This window comes from Hyphobacterium sp. CCMP332, assembly GCA_014323545.1.
Taxonomy (GTDB): domain Bacteria; phylum Bacteroidota; class Bacteroidia; order Cytophagales; family CCMP332; genus CCMP332.
Genome location: CP058647.1, coordinates 1,280,001 through 1,302,112, shown reverse-complemented (window position 1 = coordinate 1,302,112; position 22,112 = coordinate 1,280,001). Strand labels below are relative to the sequence as shown.

Genomic DNA, 22,112 nt, shown 5'->3' with positions numbered 1-22,112 from the left:
TATGGCTCAAAGAAGAGGTTTAAATGAAAACACAGGTCAGAAAAAGAAAGAACCTCAGGAAATATTTGACACAGAGTCGGCACAAAAACTGACCGATTCACAAATCAGTAAATTCAAAGGCAATATCGATTTAAATATTCGAGACAAACGATTACGCCAGATTCAGAAAATGAATAAAAAAGGCGCTGCTCGAATCAATCCGGGATCCAGAAAAAGAAGTCTTAGAATTCTTGCAAGGAAATCTGATAAATACAGACAATTTAATGAAGGGATTGACCTGAAAGAATTGGACAAGCGCATTGCGGAAATCGAAAAGACCAATTACGGAAAAGCTCAGCGCGGAAGACCATTGTCAAAAAGCTATTATCAAAAACTTCAGGCTCAAAAAGCTCAGAAATATGGGAATTTTCAGCAGGGGATTGATTTGCGCGAAAGAGATAAAAGAATTGCCGAAATAGAAAAAACAAATTACGGGAAAGCACAAAGAGGTAGGCCACTTTCTAAAGACTATGTGCGTAAGCTGGAAATACAGAAAGCGAGAAAATTTGTTGATTTTCAGCAAGGGATAAATTTAACCGCCCGAGATAAACGATTGGCTGAAATTGATAAAATTAACAGAAAGAACAACAAATTGGGGATGATTGACCTCAGAGAAAGAGATAAGCGCATCGCAGAGGTTGAAAAAAGCAATTATAAGCAGGCAGCACATGGCAGGCCATTGACCAAAAAAATTGTAGATGCGATGTGGATTGAAAAACAGAGAAAATACGGTGATTTCCAACAAGGGATAAATGTAAGTGCGCGAGATAAGCGATTGGCAGAAATTGATAAAATGAATCGTAAGCAATTATCAAATGCAAGACCGATGTCTGAAAAGAAAGTGGCTTCGCTTTGGGTGGAACGTCAAAGACGCTATACGGATTTTCAGGATGGTATTGATATGGCTGCCCGCGACAAAAGGTTAGCGGAAATCGATAAAATGAATCGCAAGCAATTGTCGAATGCCAGGCCGATGAGTGAAAAGCAGGTCAATGCGCTTTGGATAGAGCGACAAAGACGATATACAGATTTTCAGGATGGCATTGATATGACTGCCCGTGACAAGAGATTAGCTGAAATAGACAAGATAAATCGCGAGAAAATTGGAACCGGAAAAGGCCTTTCTGAAAAGCAGGTCAGAGGAATATGGATAGAAAGACAAAGAAGATATACCGATTTTCAGGATGGGATAGATCTGGCAGCCCGCGATAAACGTCTGGCGGAAATTGATAAAATGAACAGGAAAAAAATGGCCAAAGGCCGTCCAATGACCGATAAGAAAACAGAGACATTATGGATCGAGCGACAAAGACGTTATGCAGATTTTCAGGATGGAATTGATCTGGCTGCAAGGGACAAGCGGATTGCAGAAATAGACAAAATGAATCGCAAAAAAATGGGTAAAGGCCGTTTGATGACTGAGAAGAAAGCTACCGAAAAACAAAGAGCGCAGGATCAAATTGCTGCTAATTTTAATCCACCAACGGTAGATTTAACTGCGAGAACAAAAAATATTCTTGAGAAAGATAAAGAAATGGCAAAGTGGCGTGGAGATCAGATTGACCTGAAGGCCAAAGAAGATAAGCGCAAAGAAAACATGAAAACCATTGCCGATTACAGGGGGGATATCAAGGCATTTAAAGCCGGAGAAGACATGCATCCGAGTGTTACTTTTAGAACTGCAGGAGAAAAAACCAGTGTAAGCAGAAAACAGCGCTATCAGAAAAGAATGTACCGAAGACTTAGAAAATCAGAAAAAGATCTTCCTCCTTTTCTCAAGGATAAATTGGAAGCTCCCAAATACATGAAAGAAGAAGCTGAAATTTGGCATGACTAAAAATGAAAAATGGATAGAATTAACTGATTCTAAGCAGTTGGGTCAGCTTGACAGGGAATCTAAAGAAATGCCGGTTATTATTTTTAAGCACAGCACGAGCTGTTCAATCAGCGCCATGGCATGGGGGAGATTTAACCGCGGACTAGAAAGCCATCCTGAAAAAGAATGCAAATATTATTACCTGGATTTGTTGAAATACAGGACGATTTCACAAGAGATTTCGGAGAAATATGAAATAAGACATGAATCCCCCCAAATTTTAATAATTTTGAAAGGTAAATGCGTTCAGAATGCCTCACATTTTGAGGTTAATTTCTCAAAGGTGCTGGGATATTAGAGCAATTTGAACAATTACTGTATTTTGTTAGTTTGAACTAATACCAAAACAAGAATTATTGCGTAACATATTTTACATATTAATCTTTCTTTTTTTCAGCTTATCTCCACTCCGAGCGCAGTTTGATGAGGTAATCTACGATAGAGAGTTTACTTATGGCATTACTACGAATACCAATGTTTTTTTTGCGGGCTTTTCTTTTAAATTCTCAAAATTTCTCAGCAAAGAAGTCAATCATCATATTGGCTTTGAGTTGTCAAATTTGAAGCATCCAAAAGAAGAACGCTACACTAATATTTACGGCAACACATTTATTTACAATAAGCAATATTTTGTATTTCCTCTGAGAGCCAATTATGGCCGTGAATATATTTTATTCAGAAAAACGCCTTATGAAGGCATGCAATTGAGTTTGAATGTAGCTGTAGGACCAACTTTTGCTTTGGTTAAGCCATATTATGTTATTTACGATAGGGGCGATTCACAAAGACAGGAACCTTATGATCCGAGAATTCACGAAGATGAAAATAGAATTCTTGATGGGGGAGGAATATTTAGAGGTTTGGATAGGGGAAGATTTGAATTTGGCCTGCATATGAAAAATTCACTGGCATTTGAGTTTGGTAAATTTGGAAATGATGTTGCAGGGCTAGAACTGGGAATGTTGATAGAGGGCTATAATAAAAACATAGAAATATTGCCTTTTGCGCCGAACAACCCTGTTTTTTCCACTTTATTTTTAACATTATTTTACGGTTCCAGAAAATAGATAAGGAATTAATGATTGAACTACCTGTAATTGAGGAAAAGAAAAAAGAAAGACCTGACTGGTTGAGAGTAAAATTGCCTATTGGCGATAAATACAAACGTGTTCGCGAATTGGTAGATAAATATAAACTCCATACCATTTGTGAGAGTGGTAATTGCCCGAACATGGGTGAATGTTGGGGCGAAGGTACAGCCACTTTTATGATTCTGGGGAATGTTTGTACCAGAAGCTGTTCTTTTTGTGCGGTTAAAACAGGACGGCCTCCTGAGTATGATGAACAAGAGCCCGAAAGAGTAGCCGAAGCCATTTATTTGATGAAAGTTAAGCATGCGGTTTTAACCTCAGTCAACAGAGATGAGTTAAAAGATCGCGGTGCTGAAATTTGGTACAGAACCGTAAGAGCTATTAAAGAAGTAAGTCCTGAAACAACTATTGAAACTTTAATTCCCGATGTTAAAGGAAATTGGGAAGCACTGGAAAGAATGATTTCTGCCGGTCAGGAGGTGGTTTCGCATAATGTAGAAACCGTGGAAGAACTGTATCGACAGGTAAGGCCACAGGCAAAATACTACAGAAGCCTTGAACAGATAAAACGAACTAAAGAATACGGCAAACGAACAAAATCGGGTATTATGCTCGGACTCGGTGAGACAAAAGATCAGGTATTTAAAGCCATGGACGACCTGGTGGAGCACGGCTTGGATATATTAACGCTGGGTCAATACCTTCAACCAACAAAAATGCACTTGGAAGTGGCTGAGTTTATTCACCCTGATGTATTTGATATGTACAAAGAGGAAGGATTGCAACGCGGATTAAAATATGTTGAGTCCGGACCTTTGGTAAGATCTAGCTATCATGCAGAAAGGCATGTAAACGTTTAAATATTGGCCGGAAATATTTATCTCATTCCAACACCAATTTCTGAAGAGGGGTATGGGCATCTTGCGGAAATTTCTAAGGAACTGATTACTACACTCGAACTATTTTTTGTTGAGAACCAAAAAAATAGCAGAAGATTTATTAAAACGCTACATCCCGAAGCAATCATTGACAATCTTGAATTTGTCGATATTGGAAAATATTCCGATAAGGATTTGATTCAGGAAGGACTTCAAAAAGTCTGGCTTGGAAAAAATGCGGCAATTCTTTCAGATGTCGGTTGTCCCGGAATTGGGGATCCGGGTCATGAATTGATTTTAGAAGCACAGGATTCCGGTGTTCGAATAATTCCTTTAGCCGGACCAAATTCATTTATGATGGCTTTAATGGCTTCAGGCCTCAACGGACAGGAATTTAGATTTCACGGCTATTTGCCCATTGATAAAAATCAAAGAAAAGCCAAGCTTAAAAGTATGAGTGCCGATGCATTAAATACCGGAGAATCGCAGATTTTCATGGATACCCCTTATCGAAATCAGCAGGTATTAAGCGACATAATACAATCATGTCCTGCGAATGTGAATTTGTGTATTGCAGAAGAAATCACAGGAAAAAAAGAATCCATTTTGACCATGCCGGTTAAGGATTGGAAAAAAATAAATAAGAAAATTGATAAGCATCCCGCGGTATTTATTCTCGGATAAATCAATCTAAGTTTAAAATTCATTTCAATACTTTTATATTTGTGCCTCTTAAAAATTCACAGCTTTTAATATGCCTTATCTTTTTACATCAGAATCGGTGTCTGAAGGACATCCGGATAAAGTAGCAGATCAAATATCAGATGCGCTTCTTGACCATTTTTTAGCTTTTGATCCACATTCAAAAGTGGCTTGTGAAACACTTGTAACGACCGGTCAGGTAATGCTTGCAGGTGAAGTGAAATCGGATACTTATTTAGATGTCCAGCAAATCGCCAGAGATGTTATCAATAAAATAGGATACACGAAAGGGGCTTATATGTTTGAAGGCGACAGCTGTGGAGTATTGTCAGCAATACACGAACAGTCGGACGATATCAATCAGGGCGTTGATCGAGGAGAGGTGGAAGAGCAGGGTGCCGGTGATCAGGGGATGATGTTTGGTTATGCTACCAATGAAACCCAAAACTATATGCCATTGGCACTTGATCTGTCGCATAAAATTCTTGAGGTATTGGCAGAATTGAGAAGGGAAAAAAAGGAAATGGATTATTTGCGGCCCGATTCTAAAGCACAGGTAACCATTGAATACGATGATAATCACAAACCTATAAGAATTGATGCCATAGTAGTCAGTACCCAGCACGACGATTTCGATGAAGAGGAAAAAATGCTCAAGCGAATTAAAAATGACATCATTAATATTTTAATTCCCAGGGTAAAAAAACAATTGAGACCTGAGATCCAGGCTTTGTTCACAAATGAAATCAAATACCATATCAATCCTACCGGAAAGTTTGTGATCGGTGGACCACATGGCGATACCGGATTGACAGGAAGAAAAATAATTGTAGATACCTATGGTGGAAAAGGTGCTCATGGTGGAGGAGCGTTTTCAGGAAAAGATCCTTCTAAAGTCGACAGATCCGCAGCTTATGCAACAAGACACATCGCTAAAAACCTTGTAGCTGCGGGAGTATGTGATCAGGTTTTGGTACAGGTTTCTTATGCTATTGGAGTTGTGGAACCAACATCAATATTTGTAGATACCTACGGTTCAGCAAAAGTTGATTTAAACGATGGGGAGATTGCAAAAAAAGTTTCTGAGATTTTTGACATGCGACCCGGAATTATTGAAAAACGACTGAAATTAAGAAATCCAATCTATGGTCCTTCAGCTGCATATGGGCATATGGGCAGGAATCCTGAAAAGGTTAAGCGAAGTTTTTCAAGACCTGATGGAAGAGGAAAGGAAATCAAAGAAATTGAAGTTGAATTATTTACCTGGGAAAAACTGGATCATCTGGATCAGGTAAAGAAAGCATTTGGTGTATAAAAAAGAAAAGCGGCCCACGTTGGTTAAACGGGGCCGCTTTTTTTATAAGTGCACACTGTTTTTCTCTTTGTGTTTTTTGATCTGTCTGCGCAAAGCTTCTACACAAGCGTCAGTTGCTGCTTCAAAAGAATTAGACTGTTCCTTGGAAAACAATGTTGTACCGGGAATATTTAATTTAATTTCCACAAGTTTATTTTTTACGCTATCACCATTTTCCAAACGCAGGAAAACTTCACCATCAATTATTCTATCATAAAAAGTTTCCAGTTTATCCATTTTCTTCTGAATAAAATCCAATAATTTAACGTCGGCGTCGAAGTGAATTGAATGCATTTGCAACTTCATAAATATTTAAGTTTTAGGTTAAAAAAATTATGCTTTAGGATGAGCTTTTTTAAAAATTGATTTTAACTGCTCAAGTGAATTATGTGTATATACCTGCGTAGCAGCAAGATTTTCATGCCCCAGGAGATCTTTTATTGCGTTTAAATCCGCTCCCTTATTTAATAGATGCGTCGCGAAAGTGTGACGAAGAACATGGGGGCTTTTCTTTTCTACAGTTGTAATCAAATCAAGATATTTTTTGACAATCCTATAAATCAAAACAGGATACGCCTTTTGCCCATCGTCTCTTAATATTAAATAATTATTGGCATTTTCCCTAACCATTTTCTCTCGCAGGTCCGTATAATTTTTAATGCTTTTTATCAGCTCCTTATGTAAAGGAATTACGCGATCTTTATTGCCTTTTCCTAAGACTTTGATCACTGATTGATGGTAATTTATATCATCTTTTTTAAGTTCTATGAGTTCGGATAGGCGAATGCCTGTTCCATATAAAAGTTCAATGACCAGCTTATCTCTTTGTCCGGAAAAATCCCCACTAAAATGACTTTGATCAAATAATCCATTGAGAATATCAGAAGGAATAAAAACAGGCAATTTTTTATTGATTTTTGGGGCTCTGATCGCATCACTTGGATTGGAACTTACTAGTCCTTTTTTTAAGGCAAATTTGTATAGTGATTTTAATGAGGCCGACTTTCTGTTGATACTTCTATTGCTATTACCCTCTTCTTTAAGATGTACAAGCCAGGAGCGGATATGAATGGAGGAAAGCGTTTTAAGTGTTTGTTGGGGGAATTGGGCTTTAAGAAAAAGCTCAAATTGCGAAATATCGGAATCATAGGCCTTTAGTGTATGATCACTGTAGCGTTTTTCCGATTTCAAATAAGACAAAAAAATATCCCTCATTCCCGCTTTCGAATGTTACGAAATTACAGAAAATGAGGGACAAAAAATTATATTCCTTGCTCTTTGTCTCTTATTTGCTGGATGTATTTGGCTTTTATGATCTCATCCCTTCTCGATACGGAAGGTTTTTCATAAAAGGTTCTGGAACGCAATTCTCTGATTACACCCGCCTTTTCAAATTTCTTTTTAAAACGCTTTAGCGCCTTATCTATTGATTCGTTTTCTTTTACGTTTACTGTTATCATTGTTTTTTCTCCTAAAAAGGGCTGCAAATATAATAAGACTAAAAATTAATTCAAAAGATTAATTACTTCAATATATCTCTTGAAATAACCAGTTTTTGAATTTCCGATGTTCCTTCGCCAATGGTACATAGTTTACAATCCCTGTAGAATTTTTCAACCGGAAAATCTTTGATGAATCCATATCCACCTAAAATTTGTACTGCTTCATTGGCAGCTTTTACACTTATTTCAGACGCATAGTATTTGGCCATTGCTGATTCTTTGGTCACTTTTTGACCTCTGTTTTTCAGATCAGCCGCCTGAAAAGTTAGCAATCTGGCAGCTTCCAACTCCGTTGCCATATCGGCCAACTTAAAGGAAATGGCCTGGAATGAGGAAATGGGTTTGTTGAATTGTTCCCGCTCTTTTGAATATTGCAGGGCAAATTCATAGGCTCCTTTAGCTATTCCAAGGGAAAGAGCCGCAATCGAAATTCTTCCACCATCCAAAACCTTTAAAGATTGCACGAATCCATCGCCAATTTCACCTAAAATATTTTCCCTGGATACCCTGCAATCCTCAAATATCATTTCAGCCGTTTCAGAAGCACGCATTCCAAGCTTGTCTTCTTTTTTTCCTCCTTTGAAACCAGGAGTACCTCTTTCAACAACAAAAGCAGTCATGCCATGCGAGTCGCCAACTTTACCGGTTCTTGCAATCACTACAGCAATATCTCCGCTTTTGCCATGTGTAATAAAATTTTTAGCCCCATTGATGATGAAGGAATCCCCATCTTCTACTGCCACGGTTTTCATATTTCCGGCATCTGAGCCTGTATTTGGTTCTGTTAAGCCCCAGGCACCAATCCATTCGGCACTGGCTAATTTTGGCAACCATTTTTTCTTTTGCTCTTCACTTCCAAACTGAAGGATATGACCCGTACAAAGTGAATTATGTGCGGCCATAGAAAGACCGATGGAAGGATCTATGGCTGAAATTTCTTCAATAGCTGTGACATACTCGAAATAGCCAAAGCCCGAGCCCCCATATTCTGTAGGAACTAAAACACCCATTAAGCCAAGTTCTCCCATTTTCTTAAAGAGAGGGAGCGGGAATTCCTGGCTTTCATCCCATTTCATGATATTGGCTCTTATTTCTTTTTCACCAAAGTCCCTGATCATCTGACTGATCATTTTTTGGTTTTCGTTTAATTTGAAGTTCATGTTAATCGTATAGTATGGTATTTAAAAATAATAATAATCCCTCGATAGTTTTTTTCGAATGGGGATGTGCCATATGAGTTTTAAACTGACAAGATGATCAGTTGTTTTAGAATCATCTTTCCTCATCAGTAAAAAATCATAATCTCTTCGTGATTCTGTAAAAGCAAGGGTATATTCTATGCCAAGCATAAAATTTATGAATTTATCCTGATCGAAATAAACATAGGCAAGAAAAGGATTGATAGATAAGCCATTTCTTAATTCATCGTAGCCTTTTGCATAGTTTGGTGAAACTTGAGGAGCATTGCCATTTCTGTCAATGATTCTGTATTGATGTTGCAAAATTCCGGCGCCTAGCATTCCAAGTAATCCTGAACTGGAATTTCCGTTCAGAACAGGTTTTTTCCAAATCAACTTGCCGACTTTTAAAAATTGTAAAGACATCCCTCTTTGTGAAATAAAAATATTTGCTGTTCTGCCATTGGCTCCGATTATCGTACCATTTGAAGAAAGAATATCAGAAACCACGGAGTTGGCATTTTTTGTATTGTCATTAAACATAAAAACGCCTTCTGCTCCAAAATACCAATCATTTCTGGTTTTGAACATAAGTCCTCCACCCAGGCCTATAAAGTTTTTAAATTTTTCGGATAAAGCACCTTGAGGAATCTGTAATTGTGAAATGGCATTAATTAATAGTTCTGATCTTCCTTTTTTCCCGGAACTCTCAGTTTCAACATCCGTACTATCACTTTGAGATAAAAGGAAGCTACTTTGAAAAATAAATATCAGAATTAAGATGCTGCTTTTAAACATTCTGCGAAAATAAGATTTTCAGATTGAAGTGAATTATAAATTTTATAATAGAAAGTTTAGTTTTGCCGCCGAAGCAAATTTCAAATGTCTCAAAAAGAATATTTCGCACATGAAACTGCCGTAATTGATTCCAATTGTGATATCGGTCGGGGTTCAAAAATTTGGCATTTTTCGCATATAATGTCGAATTGTAGAATTGGTGAAGGATGTAACATTGGTCAGAATGTGGTGATTTCTCCGGAAGTAATATTGGGTAAAAATGTGAAAGTCCAGAACAATGTATCCATTTATACTGGAGTCATTTGCGAAGATGATGTCTTCCTGGGCCCATCTATGGTATTTACAAATATTATCAACCCGAGAAGCGCCGTAGTTCGAAAAAGTAAATACGAAAGAACCCTGGTTAAAAAAGGTGCTAGCATAGGGGCCAATGCTACTATAGTATGCGGAAATGACATCGGAGAATATTCTTTTATTGGTGCAGGTGCAGTTTTGACTAAAGAAACCTTGCCTTTTGAACTATGGCTTGGAAATCCAGCCAAACGCGTCGGTTGGATTTCGGAATACGGGCACCGATTGAATTTTGATGATAAAGGCATGGCCACCTGTCCTGAAAGTGGAGAGGTCTATCAATTGAATGAAGATAAAGTAAAAAAAATCTAAAGTGATTAAGGAATTATTAAATAAGGACATAGAACTGGCAGTAATTGGATTGGGATATGTGGGACTTCCAATTGCACTTGAGTTTGCAAAAAAAACAAAAGTGATTGGTTTTGACATCAATTCGGAGAGAGTGGATCTAATGAAAAAATCTGTTGATCCAAGCGGAGAATTGGAGGCGGCCGATTTTGAGGGAACGGATATAAAATTCACAGCTGACATCAATGATCTGAGAGATGTGAAATTCTTTATCGTAGCGGTGCCTACGCCCATAGATGAACATAATCAACCCAATTTAAAGCCACTTCTCGGTGCTACATCAACCGTTGGGAAAGTGCTAAAAAAAGGCGATTATGTAGTTTTTGAATCTACTGTTTATCCCGGATGCACGGAAGAAGATTGCGTACCTGTATTAGAAGAAATTTCGGGATTAAAATACATCAGTGATTTTAAGGTTGGCTATTCTCCGGAAAGAATCAATCCTGGAGATAAAGAGCATACTTTGACCAAAATTACCAAAGTAGCTTCCGGCTGTGATGAAGAATCTGCCAGAATTATTAAAGAAGTCTATGACTTAATTATTACCGCCGGCGTACATTTGGCCTCATCAATTAAAGTGGCAGAAGCAGCGAAAATCATTGAAAATACTCAGAGAGATTTAAACATCGCTCTCATGAATGAACTCTCTCTTATTTTTGATAAAATCGATGTGAACACATATGAAGTTCTTGAAGCAGCAGGAACAAAATGGAATTTTCTAAAATTTTCACCCGGATTAGTAGGTGGCCATTGCATCGGCGTTGATCCCTATTATTTAACCTTCAAAGCTCAGGAATTGGGCCATAACCCAAGAGTAATTCTCAGCGGGCGACAAATTAATGATAGCATGGGTGCATATGTGGCCAAACGCACCGTGCAAAAAATGCTTGAGAAAAAGAAAGATATCTCTAAGGTCAAAGTCCTTGTAATGGGTGCCACTTTTAAGGAAAACGTTTCTGATATCAGAAATTCTAAAGTTGTAGATGTCGTTAATGAATTAAAATCTTTTTCTTTGGAAGTTGATGTTGTAGATCCTCACGCTTCCGCAAAGGAAGTAAAAGAAGAATATAATTTTGACTTGAAAGAAATACCCGGAGAGGGATATGATGCTGTAATTGTGGCTGTCAATCATAAGGAATACATGAATATGTCTGAGGGTGATTTTCAGAAATTATTAAAAGACGATGCTGTTTTTATTGATGTAAAAGGTGTATTCAGAAATAAAATAAAATCTCTGAGCTACTGGAGCTTATAGAATGCAAAAGATAATTGTAACAGGAGGAGCCGGATATATAGGATCACATACCGTTGTAGAATTATACAAAGGAGGGTTTCAACCTGTGATAATTGATAATTTTGTCAATTCAGAAAAAAGCGTTTGTCAAAGAATAAATAAAATCCTTAATGATGAAATTGAGGTACTGGAAATTGATTGCAACGATTACTCAGAGCTAAAAAGAAAAACAGCTGAATTAGGCGATATATCCGGGATCATTCATTTTGCAGCCTACAAAGCAGTGGGTGAATCGGTCAAAGAACCATTAAAATATTATCAAAACAATCTTATTTCGCTAATCAACGTCTTGCGTCTAAGCGTAGACTTGCAGATTAAGAATTTTGTTTTTTCATCCTCCTGCACAGTTTACGGTCAACCGAATTCCATAGCTGTAGATGAATCCGCGACCATCCTTCCTTCTGAATCACCATATGGAAATACAAAACAAATGGGTGAAGAAATTATCCGGGATCTGGTACGTTCTAAAAGCCCTGTCAAAATTGCGAGTTTAAGATATTTTAATCCTATTGGAGCTCACGAATCAGCATTAATTGGAGAATTGCCAATTGGAATACCAAATAATCTTGTGCCTTTTATTACACAAACAGCAGCGGGAATTCGAAAAGAATTGACAATTTTTGGTGATGATTATCCCACAGCTGACGGAACCAATATCAGGGATTATATTCACGTGGTTGATTTGGCAAAAGCACATGTAAAAACCATCGAATATTTGATCAAAACAAAGGAGGAATGCTTCTTGGATCACTTCAACCTTGGGACCGGTAAAGGCAGTTCGGTGCTGGAAGTTGTAAAAACTTTCGAAAAAGTAAATGGAATAAATCTGAATTATAAAATTGGTTCAAGAAGAGAAGGTGATGTAGCTGCTATTTATGCCATTGTAGATAAAGCCAATAAAAAATTAGACTGGAAAACTGAAAAAACATTAGCCGATGGTCTTAGGGATGCCTGGAATTGGCAAAAAACACTAATGGATGAAAACAATTAATAAAACAATTTTGATCACCGGGGGAGCCGGATTTATTGGTTCCCATGTAGTAAGATTATTTGTTAATAAATATCCTGATCATAAAATTGTTAATCTCGACAAACTGACTTATGCGGGAAACCTTGAAAACATTAAGGATATTGAGAGTTCAGACAATTATGAATTTGTAAAGGGCGACATAGTCGACAAAGACTTTATTTTTAAACTTTTTGAAAAACATCAGTTTGATGGTGTTATTCATCTCGCGGCAGAATCGCATGTAGACCGATCTATTGAAAATCCTTCCGAATTTATTTACACCAACATAATCGGAACGGTCAACCTATTGGATGCTTCAAGAAAATTTTGGGCAAATAATATGGGGGATAAGCGATTTTATCATGTAAGTACCGATGAGGTTTATGGCTCTTTGGGTGATGAGGGATATTTTTTGGAAAGTACTTCATACGACCCACAATCACCATATTCGGCTTCAAAAGCAGGTTCCGATCATTTTGTGAGGGCCTATGGCAATACCTATGCTTTGCCTTATGTCATATCCAATTGTTCCAATAATTACGGACCGAATCAGTTTCCAGAAAAACTGGTGCCTTTATTTATCAATAACATCAGACATAATAAACCATTGCCCGTATACGGTAAAGGTGAAAATATAAGAGACTGGTTATATGTCATTGATCATGCAAGAGCAATCGATATGGTGTATTGGGATGGCAAAAACGGAGAAACTTATAATATCGGTGGATTTAACGAGTGGAAAAATATTGATCTCATCAAAGTGCTTTGTAAAGTTATGGATGAGAAACTGGGAAGACCTGAAGGAAAGTCAGAAGAATTGATCACTTATGTAAAAGACCGCGCCGGACATGATATGCGTTATGCAATTGATGCTAATAAAATCATGAATGAACTGGGTTGGGAACCTTCATTACAATTTGAAGAAGGAATTCGCAAAACGGTAGACTGGTATATGGAAAATGAAGAGTGGTTAAATCATGTCACTACCGGAGATTACCAGAATTATTACAAATTGCATTACGACAACAGATAATAAATGTACGATAGGCCATTTCACAAGGAATTATTAAATAAATATACATTTCTGGTTACCGGAGGAGCAGGGTTTATTGGTTCCAATATTGTAGAATATTTAATAAAGTATAAGGCCGGGAAAATTATTGTTCTCGATAATTTTGCAACAGGTTTCAGAAAAAATTTAAAGCCATTTGAGTCTTCGGATATCCTGGAAATTATTGAAGGTGATATTTGTGATTATAATTTATGTCTTGAACTGACAAAAAATGTGGACTTTGTACTTCATCAGGCCGCCCTGGGTTCAGTACCAAGAAGTATCGATGACCCCATCGCTAGCAACAACTCCAATGTCACTGGGTTTTTAAACATGCTAAATGCATCGAGGATTAATGAGGTAAAGCGATTCGTTTATGCAGCATCTTCATCAACATATGGCGATCACCTGGCCTTACCAAAAGAAGAAGATAATATAGGAAATCCACTATCACCATATGCCGTAACCAAACTAGTCAATGAATTGTATGCTTCTGTATTCTTCAAGAGCTATGATTTTTCATCAGTTGGTTTGCGTTATTTTAATGTATTTGGGCCTCGTCAGGATCCCAAAGGTGCCTATGCTGCTGTAATTCCACTGTTTATGGATGCCTTTTATGAGCAAAAGTCTCCAAAAATTAACGGTAAAGGCGACCAAACCAGAGATTTCACTTTTATTGAAAATGCTGTCGAAGCAAATATAAAAGCTTGTTTTAGCGATAAAATTCATGGGGCTGAATTGTTTAATGTTGCCTATGCTGAAAGAACATCTGTTTTGGAAATGTTCAATATGTTGAAAGAAATCACAAATACTGAACTTGAACCAATTTTTGGGCCGCCGAGAAAAGGCGATGTAAAAGATTCGCTGGCCAATATTTCAAAAGCTAAAAAATTGCTGGATTATAATCCGCAGATTAATATATTGGAAGGTCTAAGAATGACCTGGGAATGGTTCAAAGATAATCGTTCCTTTATCGAAAAACGAAGCTAATATGAAAGGAATAATTCTTGCAGGAGGTTCGGGTACTCGTTTACACCCATTAACGATAGCAGTTTCCAAACAGCTTATGCCTGTTTACGATAAGCCGATGATATATTATCCATTGAGTACCTTGATGCATGCGGGGATAAGAGAGGTTTTAATAATTTCCACCCCACATGACCTTCCGCGTTTTGAAGAATTGCTCGGTGATGGCCGTTCACTGGGATGCAAATTTGAATATGCGGTACAGGAAGTTCCGAATGGATTGGCGCAAGCATTCGTTATCGGCGAAAAATTTATAGATGGAGATAAGGCTGCTTTGATTCTGGGAGACAATATCTTTTACGGTACGGGTATGGCCAATTTACTCAAAGACAATAATGATCCGGATGGAGGCGTGGTATTTGCCTATCATGTCAATGATCCACAGCGTTACGGAGTGGTCGATTTTGATGAAAACCTCAAAGCCATTTCAATAGAAGAAAAGCCTGAAAAGCCCAAATCAAATTTTGCAGTCCCGGGACTTTATTTCTATGATAATGAGGTCGTGGAAATAGCCAAGTCACTGAAGCCGAGCAAAAGAGGAGAGTATGAAATCACCGATGTGAATAAGGTATATCTCGAAAAAGGAAAACTTCAAGTGGGAATATTGGACAGAGGAACCGCCTGGTTGGATACCGGAACCATTGAGTCCTTAATGCAAGCAAGTCAATTTGTGCAGGTAATAGAGGATAGACAAGGCCTGAAAATCGGTTGTATTGAAGAAATAGCCTACAAGAATGGCTTTATCGATGCGAAGCAATTGGAAGCTATTGCCAAACCATTGGTCAAAAGCGGTTATGGAGATTATTTACTTAATATTCTCAATAGGTGATTGAAAATCCTGAAAAATATATTGAGCACACCAATCTAAAACCAGGAATCACTCACACAGATGTTGAGAAATTGATTTCAGAGGCAGAACACTATAAATTTCACGGCATATGTATCCCGCCATTCTGGGTAAAAAAAGCAGCAAGAGATTTACAGGGGAGCGAAGTAAAACTGGTTACGGTCATAGGGTTTCCTTTTGGATACAATATGACAGAAACCAAGGAAAAGGAAACGGAATTAGCCATTCGGGACGGAGCAGATGAAATTGATTTGGTCTGGAGTCTGACTGCTTTCAAAGCCGAAATGATCTGGCCAAAGATCGAGATTGTCAAAATCGCAAGACTTTGCCATGATGAAGAGAAGATATTAAAAGTAATTATTGAAACACCATTGCTCGACAATGAGGAAATCGCCGAAGCCTCTAAAATTTGTGTAGATGCCGGCGCGGATTTTGTAAAAACAGCAACCGGATTTAATGGTTCGGCCGAAGTTTCGGATGTAGAAATCATCAAAAAATCTATAACGGATCAAGTAGAAATAAAAGCCTCCGCAGGAATCAAGACCCGCGAGCAATTTGAGGCCATGATCAAAGCCGGAGCTACTCGCATAGGAACTTCTAGTGGAGTGGAAATAATTAATAATTACCAATGACGGATTACGACAGGCGGATAGCATTTCAAAGCATTTTTTTATAAGATTGAGATTTATTGATGAATGCTAATAGATTTCTATATTCTCTGACTAACCTTTTAACTTCTCTCAAATTTTTAATTCGAAATTCGTAATTGCTAATTTAAATCTGGTTCTTTCAAATAAAACTCATCCTGCCGTTCTATATCAAATCCAATCAGATTTAAACGAAGAAGCTTTACCAGAAGTAATTCCACCGATCTTTTTGGTTTTCGCAATTCCGATTTAATTTCCTCAAAGGTCACTCTTTCCTTTTCATGCATTAGCTCGAAAGTCTTGGCCACATCTCCTTCGATTTTAATAGCATTTGGCTTTGCTTCGTATTTCGAGTTCATCAGCATTCTAAGAATCTTTCCGGCTTTTATACTTTCATCTTTAAGCCTCACGTAGGCAGTGCCATTTCGTTCCTCAGGGTTTTCATTGACATAATATGGTTTTTGTTTGCCTTCGGGGATTTCAATTAAAATGAGATCGCGTTTTTTACTTATAGGAATTCTGCTAACATGATTTTTTAACTTCGGATAAATATGATCCTGAATCAATTTCTGCATGAGAAATACATCCTCTTCGCCGTTTTTTACACCGTGAATGCTAAGATCTTTATCGTTTACTCCAATAATTAATTGTCCACCTTTTGTATTCGCAAAAGCCACCAATTCATTGAGAATCCGCATAGGGTGAGTCGTTTTGAGTTTAAACTCAAGAAACTCAGACTCGCCTTTTTTTATAAGTGATTTTATTTTATTGATTTCCAATGTTTATATTCAACAAAGTTTAAATGGAAATATTATGAGAAGAAAACTACTAAAATTCAATTTAGTCGCAATGGTAATTGTGATTTATGCCAGCCAGTCTTTTTCACAACAACAAACCATATATCATAAACAGGATATATTGGGACAAATTGTTAAGAAGAAAGTTTCAAGCCCGGTATATATTGACTTAAATAAAAATGTTTTTAAAAAGCATTCCAATATGGATACTCTGCTTTATATGAATTTTGATACAGCAAGTACTATCCCGGATTTTAACAATGGCGGGCCCTGGTTTAACTTCAGTTATGATAACCTGGCCACCAACAGTGGTGATCCAACTGAATGGTTTCAGTCGGACAGTGTTGCTATTCAGGATGTAGCAAATGGTGATACCTTAAGATTTACTAATATGGCAACAAGTATATCCTGGATGGCCGGATTTGCAATTGGTAATCGAAATGCTCTTGGAACACCCGCCATTAATATTACGCAACCTGGTGCAATTTTACAGTTCACTTCAATGCCTATTCAGGGACCTCAATGGCTAGATGGAATGACAGTGAAGGTTGATGATCTTGGTGATCCTCAAAGTGCAACTGCAGACACCTTAACACAATTAAAACAATATCGCGGTTCAGGTGATGGGCCATTGTGGCATTCATCGTATGGTTGGGATACAATACCCGGGGATACAGTTCATTCACAATTTAATTACGATCCAACATTAGCAACATTTACTGATTCAGGAAATGCTACGGTTGCATTAATGTACACCGAATTGTCTTTGGATGCCTATGTGGGTCAGACAATCTATATCACTTTTTACCATGACTCTGACGATGACAATGGAATATTTCTGGATGATATTGTAGTTATGCAACCAATGGCTTCTGGTCTTCAGGAAAGTCATTCTTCCTATGCTAAACTATTTCCAAATCCGACCAAGGATGAGGTTGTTTTCGAGTTTAATACATTTGATAATGCAGATTCGAATATTGAGTTATTAGATATTAACTCGAGATTGATTAAATCTGTGAATGTCAATAATGATGGCTTTGGAGTTCAAAGAGTCAAAATTGTGACTTCAGACTTGAAATGGGGTTTATACTTTGTGAAGTATTTTAATGGAAAGGAAAAGATTGTTGAGAAACTCTTTATAAAATAAATTGAAAACTAAATCAAATAAAGGCCCGGTGATCACCGGGCTTTTTTATTTTTGCACTTTTAATAGCCGATGAATTTTTCAAAAGTCAATAGTAAACAAGAGGCAAGGAAATTTCTAAAAATGGCCGTGGATCTTTATAAAGGCGACCCGAATTGGGTTCGACCTTTAGATGCCGACATTGAAAAAGTATTTGACCCCAAAAAGAACAAACTCTTTCGACAAGGCGAAGCTGCGCGATGGATATTAGAAAGAGATGGCAAAATAATTGGCAGGATCGCTGCATTTTACAATGATAAGATTGCAAAAAAAGAAGATCAGCCAACAGGTGGAATTGGATTTTATGAATCTATTGACGATCAGGAAGTGGCAAATGCCTTATTCGACAAAGCTGTGGAATGGCTTAAAGAAAAAGGAATGGAAGCGGCAGATGGCCCTATAAATTTCGGGGACCGGAATAATTGGTGGGGATTGTTAGTAGAAGGTTTTACGCCACCCAATTATACCTGCAATTATAATTATCCTTATTATCAGGAATTGTGGGAAAACTATGGCTGGAAAACCTATTTCAAACAGCTTACCTATTTTAGAAAAACGGCCAAACCCCTCTATCCAATCGTAGAAGAAAAAGCTCAACGGGTATTTGCCAACCCGGATTACCATTTCAAGCACATGGAATTAAAGAATTGGGAGAAATACGCTTCTGATTTTGCCACCATTTACAATAAGGCCTGGGCCAAACACGGTGTGCCAAAGCTCGATGAAAGACAAGCGAAAAATGTTTTTAGAACCATGAAACCTGTCATAGATGAAGAAATCGTGTGGTATGGCTATTATAAAGATGAGCCGGTATGTTTTTTCATAATGCTTCCGGAATTGAATCAATTGTTTAGGCATGTCAATGGAAAAATGGACCTGATTGGAAAGCTTAAGTTTTTATACCATAAAAAAATGGGGCATATCAACAAAATGTTTGGTCTTGTTTTTGGAGTAGTACCAGAGCAGCAAGGCAAAGGCCTGACCGGTGCAATAGTAAAATGTGTTGCCAATATGGTACACGTACCCAATTGGCGATACGAAGATTTTGAAATGAACTGGATTGGCGATTTCAATCCTTCAATGATGAAAGTAGCAGAAGAAGTTGGAGGTGAAATTTCTAAAACACACATTACCTATCGGTATCTGTTCGATAGAAAGAAAGTATATAAACGACATCCTATATTAAAATAATTTAATGAAAAACATCTTAGTAGTAGGCTCGGTAGCATTCGATGCCATTGAAACACCATTTGGAAAAACGGACAAAATTGTAGGCGGATCGGGATCTTATATTTCCCTAGCAGCCTCATATTTAAATAAAAATGGAGCGACAAACCTGGTTGGAGTTGTAGGAGAGGATTTTCTCAAAGAAGACATAGAAATGTTTAAAAACCGGGGCGTTAATGTAGATGGTTTGCAAATCAAAGAAGGAGAAAAATCGTTTTTCTGGTCGGGGAAATACCATATTGACATGAATACCAGAGATACCCTGGTGACAGAGTTGAATGTACTCGAAAATTTTGATCCGATTATTCCTGATGCTTATCAAAATACAGATTATCTCATGCTGGGAAATCTTGCGCCTTCAGTACAAATGCAGGTAATAAATCGTCTTGAAAAAAGGCCTAAACTCGTGATATTGGATACCATGAATTTCTGGATGGATATCGCTCTGGACGATTTGCATAAAACCATGAAAAAAATTGATGTATTATCTATTAATGATGAAGAGGCCAGACAATTAAGCGGAGAATATTCTTTGGTGAAAGCGGCAAGAAAAATTCTAAAAATGGGCCCTAAGGTACTTGTTGTAAAAAAAGGTGAACACGGGGCCCTATTATTTAATGAGCACGAAGTATTTTTTGCCCCGGCATTGCCCTTGGAAGAGGTCTTTGATCCTACAGGTGCCGGAGATACATTTGCCGGAGGTTTTATAGGTTATTTGGCAGCTACAGATGATATTAGTTTCGAGAACATGAAAAGAGCCATTATCTTTGGTTCAGCCCTTGCTTCATTCTGTGTGGAAAAATTTGGTACAGAAAAATTAAAGGATCTGAGCATTGAAGAATTGAATGGAAGAGTTCTTGAATTTCTTGATCTTACACAAATAGATATAGTATTGTCATAAATTAATCGGACTGCATTGTTTAATTTAATTCATTATTTTACCTTTGCAGTCCTTTTGCAAAAAACACAGAGATGAAACGAACATTTCAGCCATCAAATAAGAAGAGAAAGAACAAACACGGTTTCAGAGAGCGCATGTCTACACCTGCCGGTAGAGCGGTATTGTCGCGCAGAAGAGCCAAAGGAAGAAAGAAACTCAGCGTTTCTGACGAGATAAAAAATAAATAAAAATGTCAACTGAGCCTCCAAATTCTTCGGGGGCTGATTATAGCTTCCCGAAACATTTAAGATTAAAAGGGAAGAAAGAAATTTCGGAACTGTTTAGCGATGGTTCCTTTTTTTATTTAGGGCCATTCAAAGTCTATTATCTCATCAGAGAACGCGAAGCGGCCTTGACAAGGATTCTTATTTCCGTACCAAAATCAAAATTTTCCAAAGCCAATAAACGCAATAGGATTAAGCGACTAATTCGGGAAGCTTTCCGTTTAAATAAAGAAATTTTATTTGGAGCAAATCATGACTTAAATTTGATGATTGATAAATTCGCTCTGGTTTATTTAGATAGGGATCTAAAATCTTTAGAAGAAATTGAGACTAAACTAAAGTCAGTTTTGGAGCGTTTAAATTCTATCCTACAAAAAGAACATGCAAAGAACTAAGAAATACATCTTAATTGGACTTTTATCACTGACGACATTCTCCTTTTATTCCTTTGTCGATCAGTACGGCGACAAATATTTTGAGATAGCCAAAAACCTCGACATCATGGCCACCGTGTTTAGAGAGGTTAATACATATTATGTAGATGATATTGATCCGGGTCAGTTAATGCGGGTTGGAATTGAAGCCATGCTCGCCAGCCTTGACCCCTACACCAATTATATTTCCGAAGATCAGATTGAAGATTTCAGAACCATGACTACCGGACAATATGGAGGAATAGGTGCCGTGATTGGTAAAAGAAATGATGATATAGTTGTGATCATTCCGTATGAAGGCGATCCGGCCGATGAGGCAGGCTTGAAAGCAGGCGATAAAATTCTGAAAATTGACGACGTCGATCTTTCGGATAAAAATACCGGCGATGTCAGCAAATTGTTAAAAGGACAAGCCAATACCTCGGTAAATCTGACAATTATGAGATATGGCAAGGAAAAACCAATGCTTATAAATGTTAAACGCAAAAAAATTAAAATTGAAAATATCCCGTATTACGGCATGCTTAGCGAAGAGGTCGGATATATACGATTGACTGATTTTTCAATTGGGGCTTATTCAGACGTGAGAATGGCATTTGAGGAATTGCAAAAAGAAGGAATGAAGAAATTGATCTTTGACCTTCGCGATAATCCCGGTGGATCCTTAACTGAAGCAGTTAAGATCTGTTCTATATTTTTGCCAACCGGTTCAAAAGTGGTAGAGACAAAAGGTAAATACGAAAAAAACAACAGCGTATATAATACATTAATACCACCGTTGGATACCGCGGAGATTCCATTGACAGTACTTACGAGCGAGTCTTCTGCTTCTGCCTCTGAAATTGTGGCAGGCGTTATTCAGGATTATGACAGGGGGGTAGTTGTTGGCAACAGGACATTTGGAAAAGGATTGGTACAAATGACGCGACCATTGGTTTATAATTCTCAATTAAAAGTAACCACTTCAAGGTATTATATCCCAAGTGGCAGATGTATTCAGGCCATTGATTACAGCAAAAAAGATAATAATGGTAACGGAGAAAAAGTGCCGGATTCATTAAGGGCAAAATTTGAGACAGCCAATGGCAGGGTGGTTTATGATGGAAAGGGTATTAAACCTGATTTTACAGTTGAGATCGATGATCCCGCACCCATCAGCATTAGTCTGATCAGTAAAAATCTGATTTTTGATTATGCTACTAAATATTATTATTCGCATCCCGAAATTGCTCCTCCCGATGAATTTGAGTTAAGCGATGAAGAATATTCTGAATTTACCGAATGGCTCAGCGACAAAGATTACGGATATACTACCC

At 37.6% G+C, this 22,112-nt stretch carries 25 protein-coding genes (1 of these 25 only partly in view); 19 read left to right on the top strand and 6 right to left on the bottom strand.

Annotated features, from left to right (window positions below):
* Position 1 precedes the first annotated feature (1 nt).
* The 6 genes from HZR84_05690 (at position 2) to HZR84_05665 (ending at position 5,901) form a co-directional block, all read left to right on the top strand.
* Positions 2 to 1,876 carry a hypothetical protein gene (locus tag HZR84_05690; GenBank protein QNL21443.1) on the top strand — a complete coding sequence of 625 codons (1,875 nt, stop codon included), beginning with the start codon at positions 2 to 4 and terminating at the stop codon, positions 1,874 to 1,876.
* Positions 1,869 to 2,213: a bacillithiol system redox-active protein YtxJ gene (gene ytxJ, locus HZR84_05685; protein QNL21442.1), complete on the top strand. Its 345-nt coding sequence runs from the start codon at positions 1,869 to 1,871 to the stop codon at positions 2,211 to 2,213. The genes HZR84_05690 and ytxJ overlap by 8 nt, the downstream gene beginning before the upstream one ends.
* 58 nt (positions 2,214 to 2,271) lie before the next feature.
* Positions 2,272 to 2,982 carry a hypothetical protein gene (locus HZR84_05680; GenBank protein ID QNL21441.1) on the top strand — a complete coding sequence of 237 codons (711 nt, stop codon included), beginning with the start codon at positions 2,272 to 2,274 and terminating at the stop codon, positions 2,980 to 2,982.
* An 11-nt stretch (positions 2,983 to 2,993) separates the two neighbouring features.
* Positions 2,994 to 3,866 (top strand): lipoyl synthase, encoded by an 873-nt coding sequence (lipA, locus tag HZR84_05675; protein QNL21440.1) that lies wholly within the window; start codon positions 2,994 to 2,996, stop codon positions 3,864 to 3,866.
* A gap of 3 nt (positions 3,867 to 3,869) precedes the next feature.
* On the top strand, positions 3,870 to 4,568 hold the full coding sequence (locus tag HZR84_05670) for an SAM-dependent methyltransferase (protein QNL21439.1): 699 nt from the start codon (positions 3,870 to 3,872) through the stop codon (positions 4,566 to 4,568).
* 70 nt (positions 4,569 to 4,638) lie between these two features.
* Complete coding sequence (locus tag HZR84_05665; GenBank protein QNL21438.1) at positions 4,639 to 5,901, top strand: methionine adenosyltransferase; 1,263 nt, start codon at positions 4,639 to 4,641, stop codon at positions 5,899 to 5,901.
* A gap of 42 nt (positions 5,902 to 5,943) precedes the next feature.
* Here the strand turns inward: HZR84_05665 and raiA are convergent, their stop codons facing one another.
* The 5 genes from raiA to HZR84_05640 form a co-directional block, all read right to left on the bottom strand.
* Positions 5,944 to 6,246, bottom strand: a complete 303-nt coding sequence (raiA, locus tag HZR84_05660) for a ribosome-associated translation inhibitor RaiA (GenBank protein ID QNL21437.1) — start codon at positions 6,244 to 6,246, stop codon at positions 5,944 to 5,946.
* 27 nt (positions 6,247 to 6,273) lie between these two features.
* Complete coding sequence (locus HZR84_05655; GenBank protein QNL21436.1) at positions 6,274 to 7,155, bottom strand: tyrosine-type recombinase/integrase; 882 nt, start codon at positions 7,153 to 7,155, stop codon at positions 6,274 to 6,276.
* Positions 7,156 to 7,202: 47 nt separating this feature from the next.
* Complete coding sequence (locus HZR84_05650) at positions 7,203 to 7,400, bottom strand: 30S ribosomal protein S21 (protein QNL21435.1); 198 nt, start codon at positions 7,398 to 7,400, stop codon at positions 7,203 to 7,205.
* 62 nt (positions 7,401 to 7,462) lie between these two features.
* Complete coding sequence (locus HZR84_05645; GenBank protein QNL21434.1) at positions 7,463 to 8,602, bottom strand: acyl-CoA dehydrogenase family protein; 1,140 nt, start codon at positions 8,600 to 8,602, stop codon at positions 7,463 to 7,465.
* 21 nt (positions 8,603 to 8,623) lie between these two features.
* On the bottom strand, positions 8,624 to 9,418 hold the full coding sequence (locus HZR84_05640; GenBank protein QNL21433.1) for a hypothetical protein: 795 nt from the start codon (positions 9,416 to 9,418) through the stop codon (positions 8,624 to 8,626).
* An 84-nt stretch (positions 9,419 to 9,502) separates the two neighbouring features.
* Between HZR84_05640 and HZR84_05635 the strand changes: the two genes are divergently transcribed.
* The 7 genes from HZR84_05635 to deoC are packed head-to-tail and all read left to right on the top strand — an operon-like array spanning position 9,503 to position 15,976.
* On the top strand, positions 9,503 to 10,081 hold the full coding sequence (locus tag HZR84_05635) for an N-acetyltransferase (protein QNL21432.1): 579 nt from the start codon (positions 9,503 to 9,505) through the stop codon (positions 10,079 to 10,081).
* A gap of 1 nt (position 10,082) precedes the next feature.
* Positions 10,083 to 11,372, top strand: coding sequence for a nucleotide sugar dehydrogenase (locus tag HZR84_05630; GenBank protein ID QNL21431.1), 1,290 nt, complete (start codon positions 10,083 to 10,085; stop codon positions 11,370 to 11,372).
* Between the two features lies 1 nt (position 11,373).
* Positions 11,374 to 12,402: a UDP-glucose 4-epimerase GalE gene (gene galE / locus HZR84_05625; GenBank protein QNL21430.1), complete on the top strand. Its 1,029-nt coding sequence runs from the start codon at positions 11,374 to 11,376 to the stop codon at positions 12,400 to 12,402.
* The gene (rfbB, locus tag HZR84_05620; protein QNL21429.1) at positions 12,389 to 13,453 is read left to right on the top strand and encodes a dTDP-glucose 4,6-dehydratase; all 1,065 of its coding nucleotides are present in this window, start codon (positions 12,389 to 12,391) and stop codon (positions 13,451 to 13,453) included. The genes galE and rfbB overlap by 14 nt, the downstream gene beginning before the upstream one ends.
* Before the next feature lie 3 nt (positions 13,454 to 13,456).
* Positions 13,457 to 14,461 (top strand): SDR family oxidoreductase, encoded by a 1,005-nt coding sequence (locus tag HZR84_05615; GenBank protein QNL21428.1) that lies wholly within the window; start codon positions 13,457 to 13,459, stop codon positions 14,459 to 14,461.
* A gap of 1 nt (position 14,462) precedes the next feature.
* Positions 14,463 to 15,326 (top strand): glucose-1-phosphate thymidylyltransferase RfbA, encoded by an 864-nt coding sequence (gene rfbA / locus HZR84_05610; GenBank protein QNL21427.1) that lies wholly within the window; start codon positions 14,463 to 14,465, stop codon positions 15,324 to 15,326.
* Positions 15,326 to 15,976 carry a deoxyribose-phosphate aldolase gene (gene deoC / locus HZR84_05605; GenBank protein ID QNL23202.1) on the top strand — a complete coding sequence of 217 codons (651 nt, stop codon included), beginning with the start codon at positions 15,326 to 15,328 and terminating at the stop codon, positions 15,974 to 15,976. The genes rfbA and deoC overlap by 1 nt, the downstream gene beginning before the upstream one ends.
* Positions 15,977 to 16,113: 137 nt before the next feature.
* On the opposite strand, the gene HZR84_05600 is transcribed toward deoC, so the two are convergent.
* Positions 16,114 to 16,770, bottom strand: coding sequence for an ATP-binding protein (locus tag HZR84_05600; protein ID QNL21426.1), 657 nt, complete (start codon positions 16,768 to 16,770; stop codon positions 16,114 to 16,116).
* Positions 16,771 to 16,804: 34 nt separating this feature from the next.
* On the opposite strand from HZR84_05600, the gene HZR84_05595 reads away from it, so the two are divergent.
* The 6 genes from HZR84_05595 to HZR84_05570 form a co-directional block, all read left to right on the top strand.
* Positions 16,805 to 17,935: a T9SS type A sorting domain-containing protein gene (locus tag HZR84_05595; GenBank protein ID QNL21425.1), complete on the top strand. Its 1,131-nt coding sequence runs from the start codon at positions 16,805 to 16,807 to the stop codon at positions 17,933 to 17,935.
* 69 nt (positions 17,936 to 18,004) lie between these two features.
* Positions 18,005 to 19,162: a hypothetical protein gene (locus HZR84_05590; protein QNL21424.1), complete on the top strand. Its 1,158-nt coding sequence runs from the start codon at positions 18,005 to 18,007 to the stop codon at positions 19,160 to 19,162.
* A gap of 4 nt (positions 19,163 to 19,166) precedes the next feature.
* Positions 19,167 to 20,099, top strand: a complete 933-nt coding sequence (locus HZR84_05585; protein ID QNL21423.1) for a sugar kinase — start codon at positions 19,167 to 19,169, stop codon at positions 20,097 to 20,099.
* Between the two features lie 71 nt (positions 20,100 to 20,170).
* On the top strand, positions 20,171 to 20,326 hold the full coding sequence (rpmH, locus tag HZR84_05580; GenBank protein QNL21422.1) for a 50S ribosomal protein L34: 156 nt from the start codon (positions 20,171 to 20,173) through the stop codon (positions 20,324 to 20,326).
* Between the two features lie 2 nt (positions 20,327 to 20,328).
* A complete protein-coding gene (gene rnpA, locus HZR84_05575; GenBank protein QNL21421.1) occupies positions 20,329 to 20,757 on the top strand; it encodes a ribonuclease P protein component in 429 nt (142 codons plus the stop codon).
* Positions 20,744 to 22,112, top strand: the 5' portion of a protein-coding gene (locus HZR84_05570) for a S41 family peptidase (protein ID QNL21420.1). 296 nt of this gene lie beyond the right edge of the window; the window shows 1,369 of its 1,665 coding nt (coding positions 1-1,369); its start codon is at positions 20,744 to 20,746; its stop codon lies off the right edge, out of view. The genes rnpA and HZR84_05570 overlap by 14 nt, the downstream gene beginning before the upstream one ends.

Bases quoted from the DNA above. Each gene is read 5' to 3' on its own strand.
- HZR84_05690 (QNL21443.1), top strand. From the start codon at position 2: ATGGCTCAAAGAAGAGGTTTAAATGAAAACACAGGTCAGAAAAAGAAA.
- ytxJ (QNL21442.1), top strand. From the start codon at position 1,869: ATGACTAAAAATGAAAAATGGATAGAATTAACTGATTCTAAGCAGTTG.
- lipA (QNL21440.1), top strand. From the start codon at position 2,994: ATGATTGAACTACCTGTAATTGAGGAAAAGAAAAAAGAAAGACCTGAC.
- HZR84_05665 (QNL21438.1), top strand. From the start codon at position 4,639: ATGCCTTATCTTTTTACATCAGAATCGGTGTCTGAAGGACATCCGGAT.
- raiA (QNL21437.1), bottom strand. From the start codon at position 6,246: ATGAAGTTGCAAATGCATTCAATTCACTTCGACGCCGACGTTAAATTA.
- HZR84_05655 (QNL21436.1), bottom strand. From the start codon at position 7,155: ATGAGGGATATTTTTTTGTCTTATTTGAAATCGGAAAAACGCTACAGT.
- HZR84_05650 (QNL21435.1), bottom strand. From the start codon at position 7,400: ATGATAACAGTAAACGTAAAAGAAAACGAATCAATAGATAAGGCGCTA.
- HZR84_05645 (QNL21434.1), bottom strand. From the start codon at position 8,602: ATGAACTTCAAATTAAACGAAAACCAAAAAATGATCAGTCAGATGATC.
- HZR84_05640 (QNL21433.1), bottom strand. From the start codon at position 9,418: ATGTTTAAAAGCAGCATCTTAATTCTGATATTTATTTTTCAAAGTAGC.
- HZR84_05635 (QNL21432.1), top strand. From the start codon at position 9,503: ATGTCTCAAAAAGAATATTTCGCACATGAAACTGCCGTAATTGATTCC.
- galE (QNL21430.1), top strand. From the start codon at position 11,374: ATGCAAAAGATAATTGTAACAGGAGGAGCCGGATATATAGGATCACAT.
- rfbB (QNL21429.1), top strand. From the start codon at position 12,389: ATGAAAACAATTAATAAAACAATTTTGATCACCGGGGGAGCCGGATTT.
- HZR84_05615 (QNL21428.1), top strand. From the start codon at position 13,457: ATGTACGATAGGCCATTTCACAAGGAATTATTAAATAAATATACATTT.
- rfbA (QNL21427.1), top strand. From the start codon at position 14,463: ATGAAAGGAATAATTCTTGCAGGAGGTTCGGGTACTCGTTTACACCCA.
- HZR84_05595 (QNL21425.1), top strand. From the start codon at position 16,805: ATGAGAAGAAAACTACTAAAATTCAATTTAGTCGCAATGGTAATTGTG.
- HZR84_05590 (QNL21424.1), top strand. From the start codon at position 18,005: ATGAATTTTTCAAAAGTCAATAGTAAACAAGAGGCAAGGAAATTTCTA.
- HZR84_05585 (QNL21423.1), top strand. From the start codon at position 19,167: ATGAAAAACATCTTAGTAGTAGGCTCGGTAGCATTCGATGCCATTGAA.
- rpmH (QNL21422.1), top strand. From the start codon at position 20,171: ATGAAACGAACATTTCAGCCATCAAATAAGAAGAGAAAGAACAAACAC.
- rnpA (QNL21421.1), top strand. From the start codon at position 20,329: ATGTCAACTGAGCCTCCAAATTCTTCGGGGGCTGATTATAGCTTCCCG.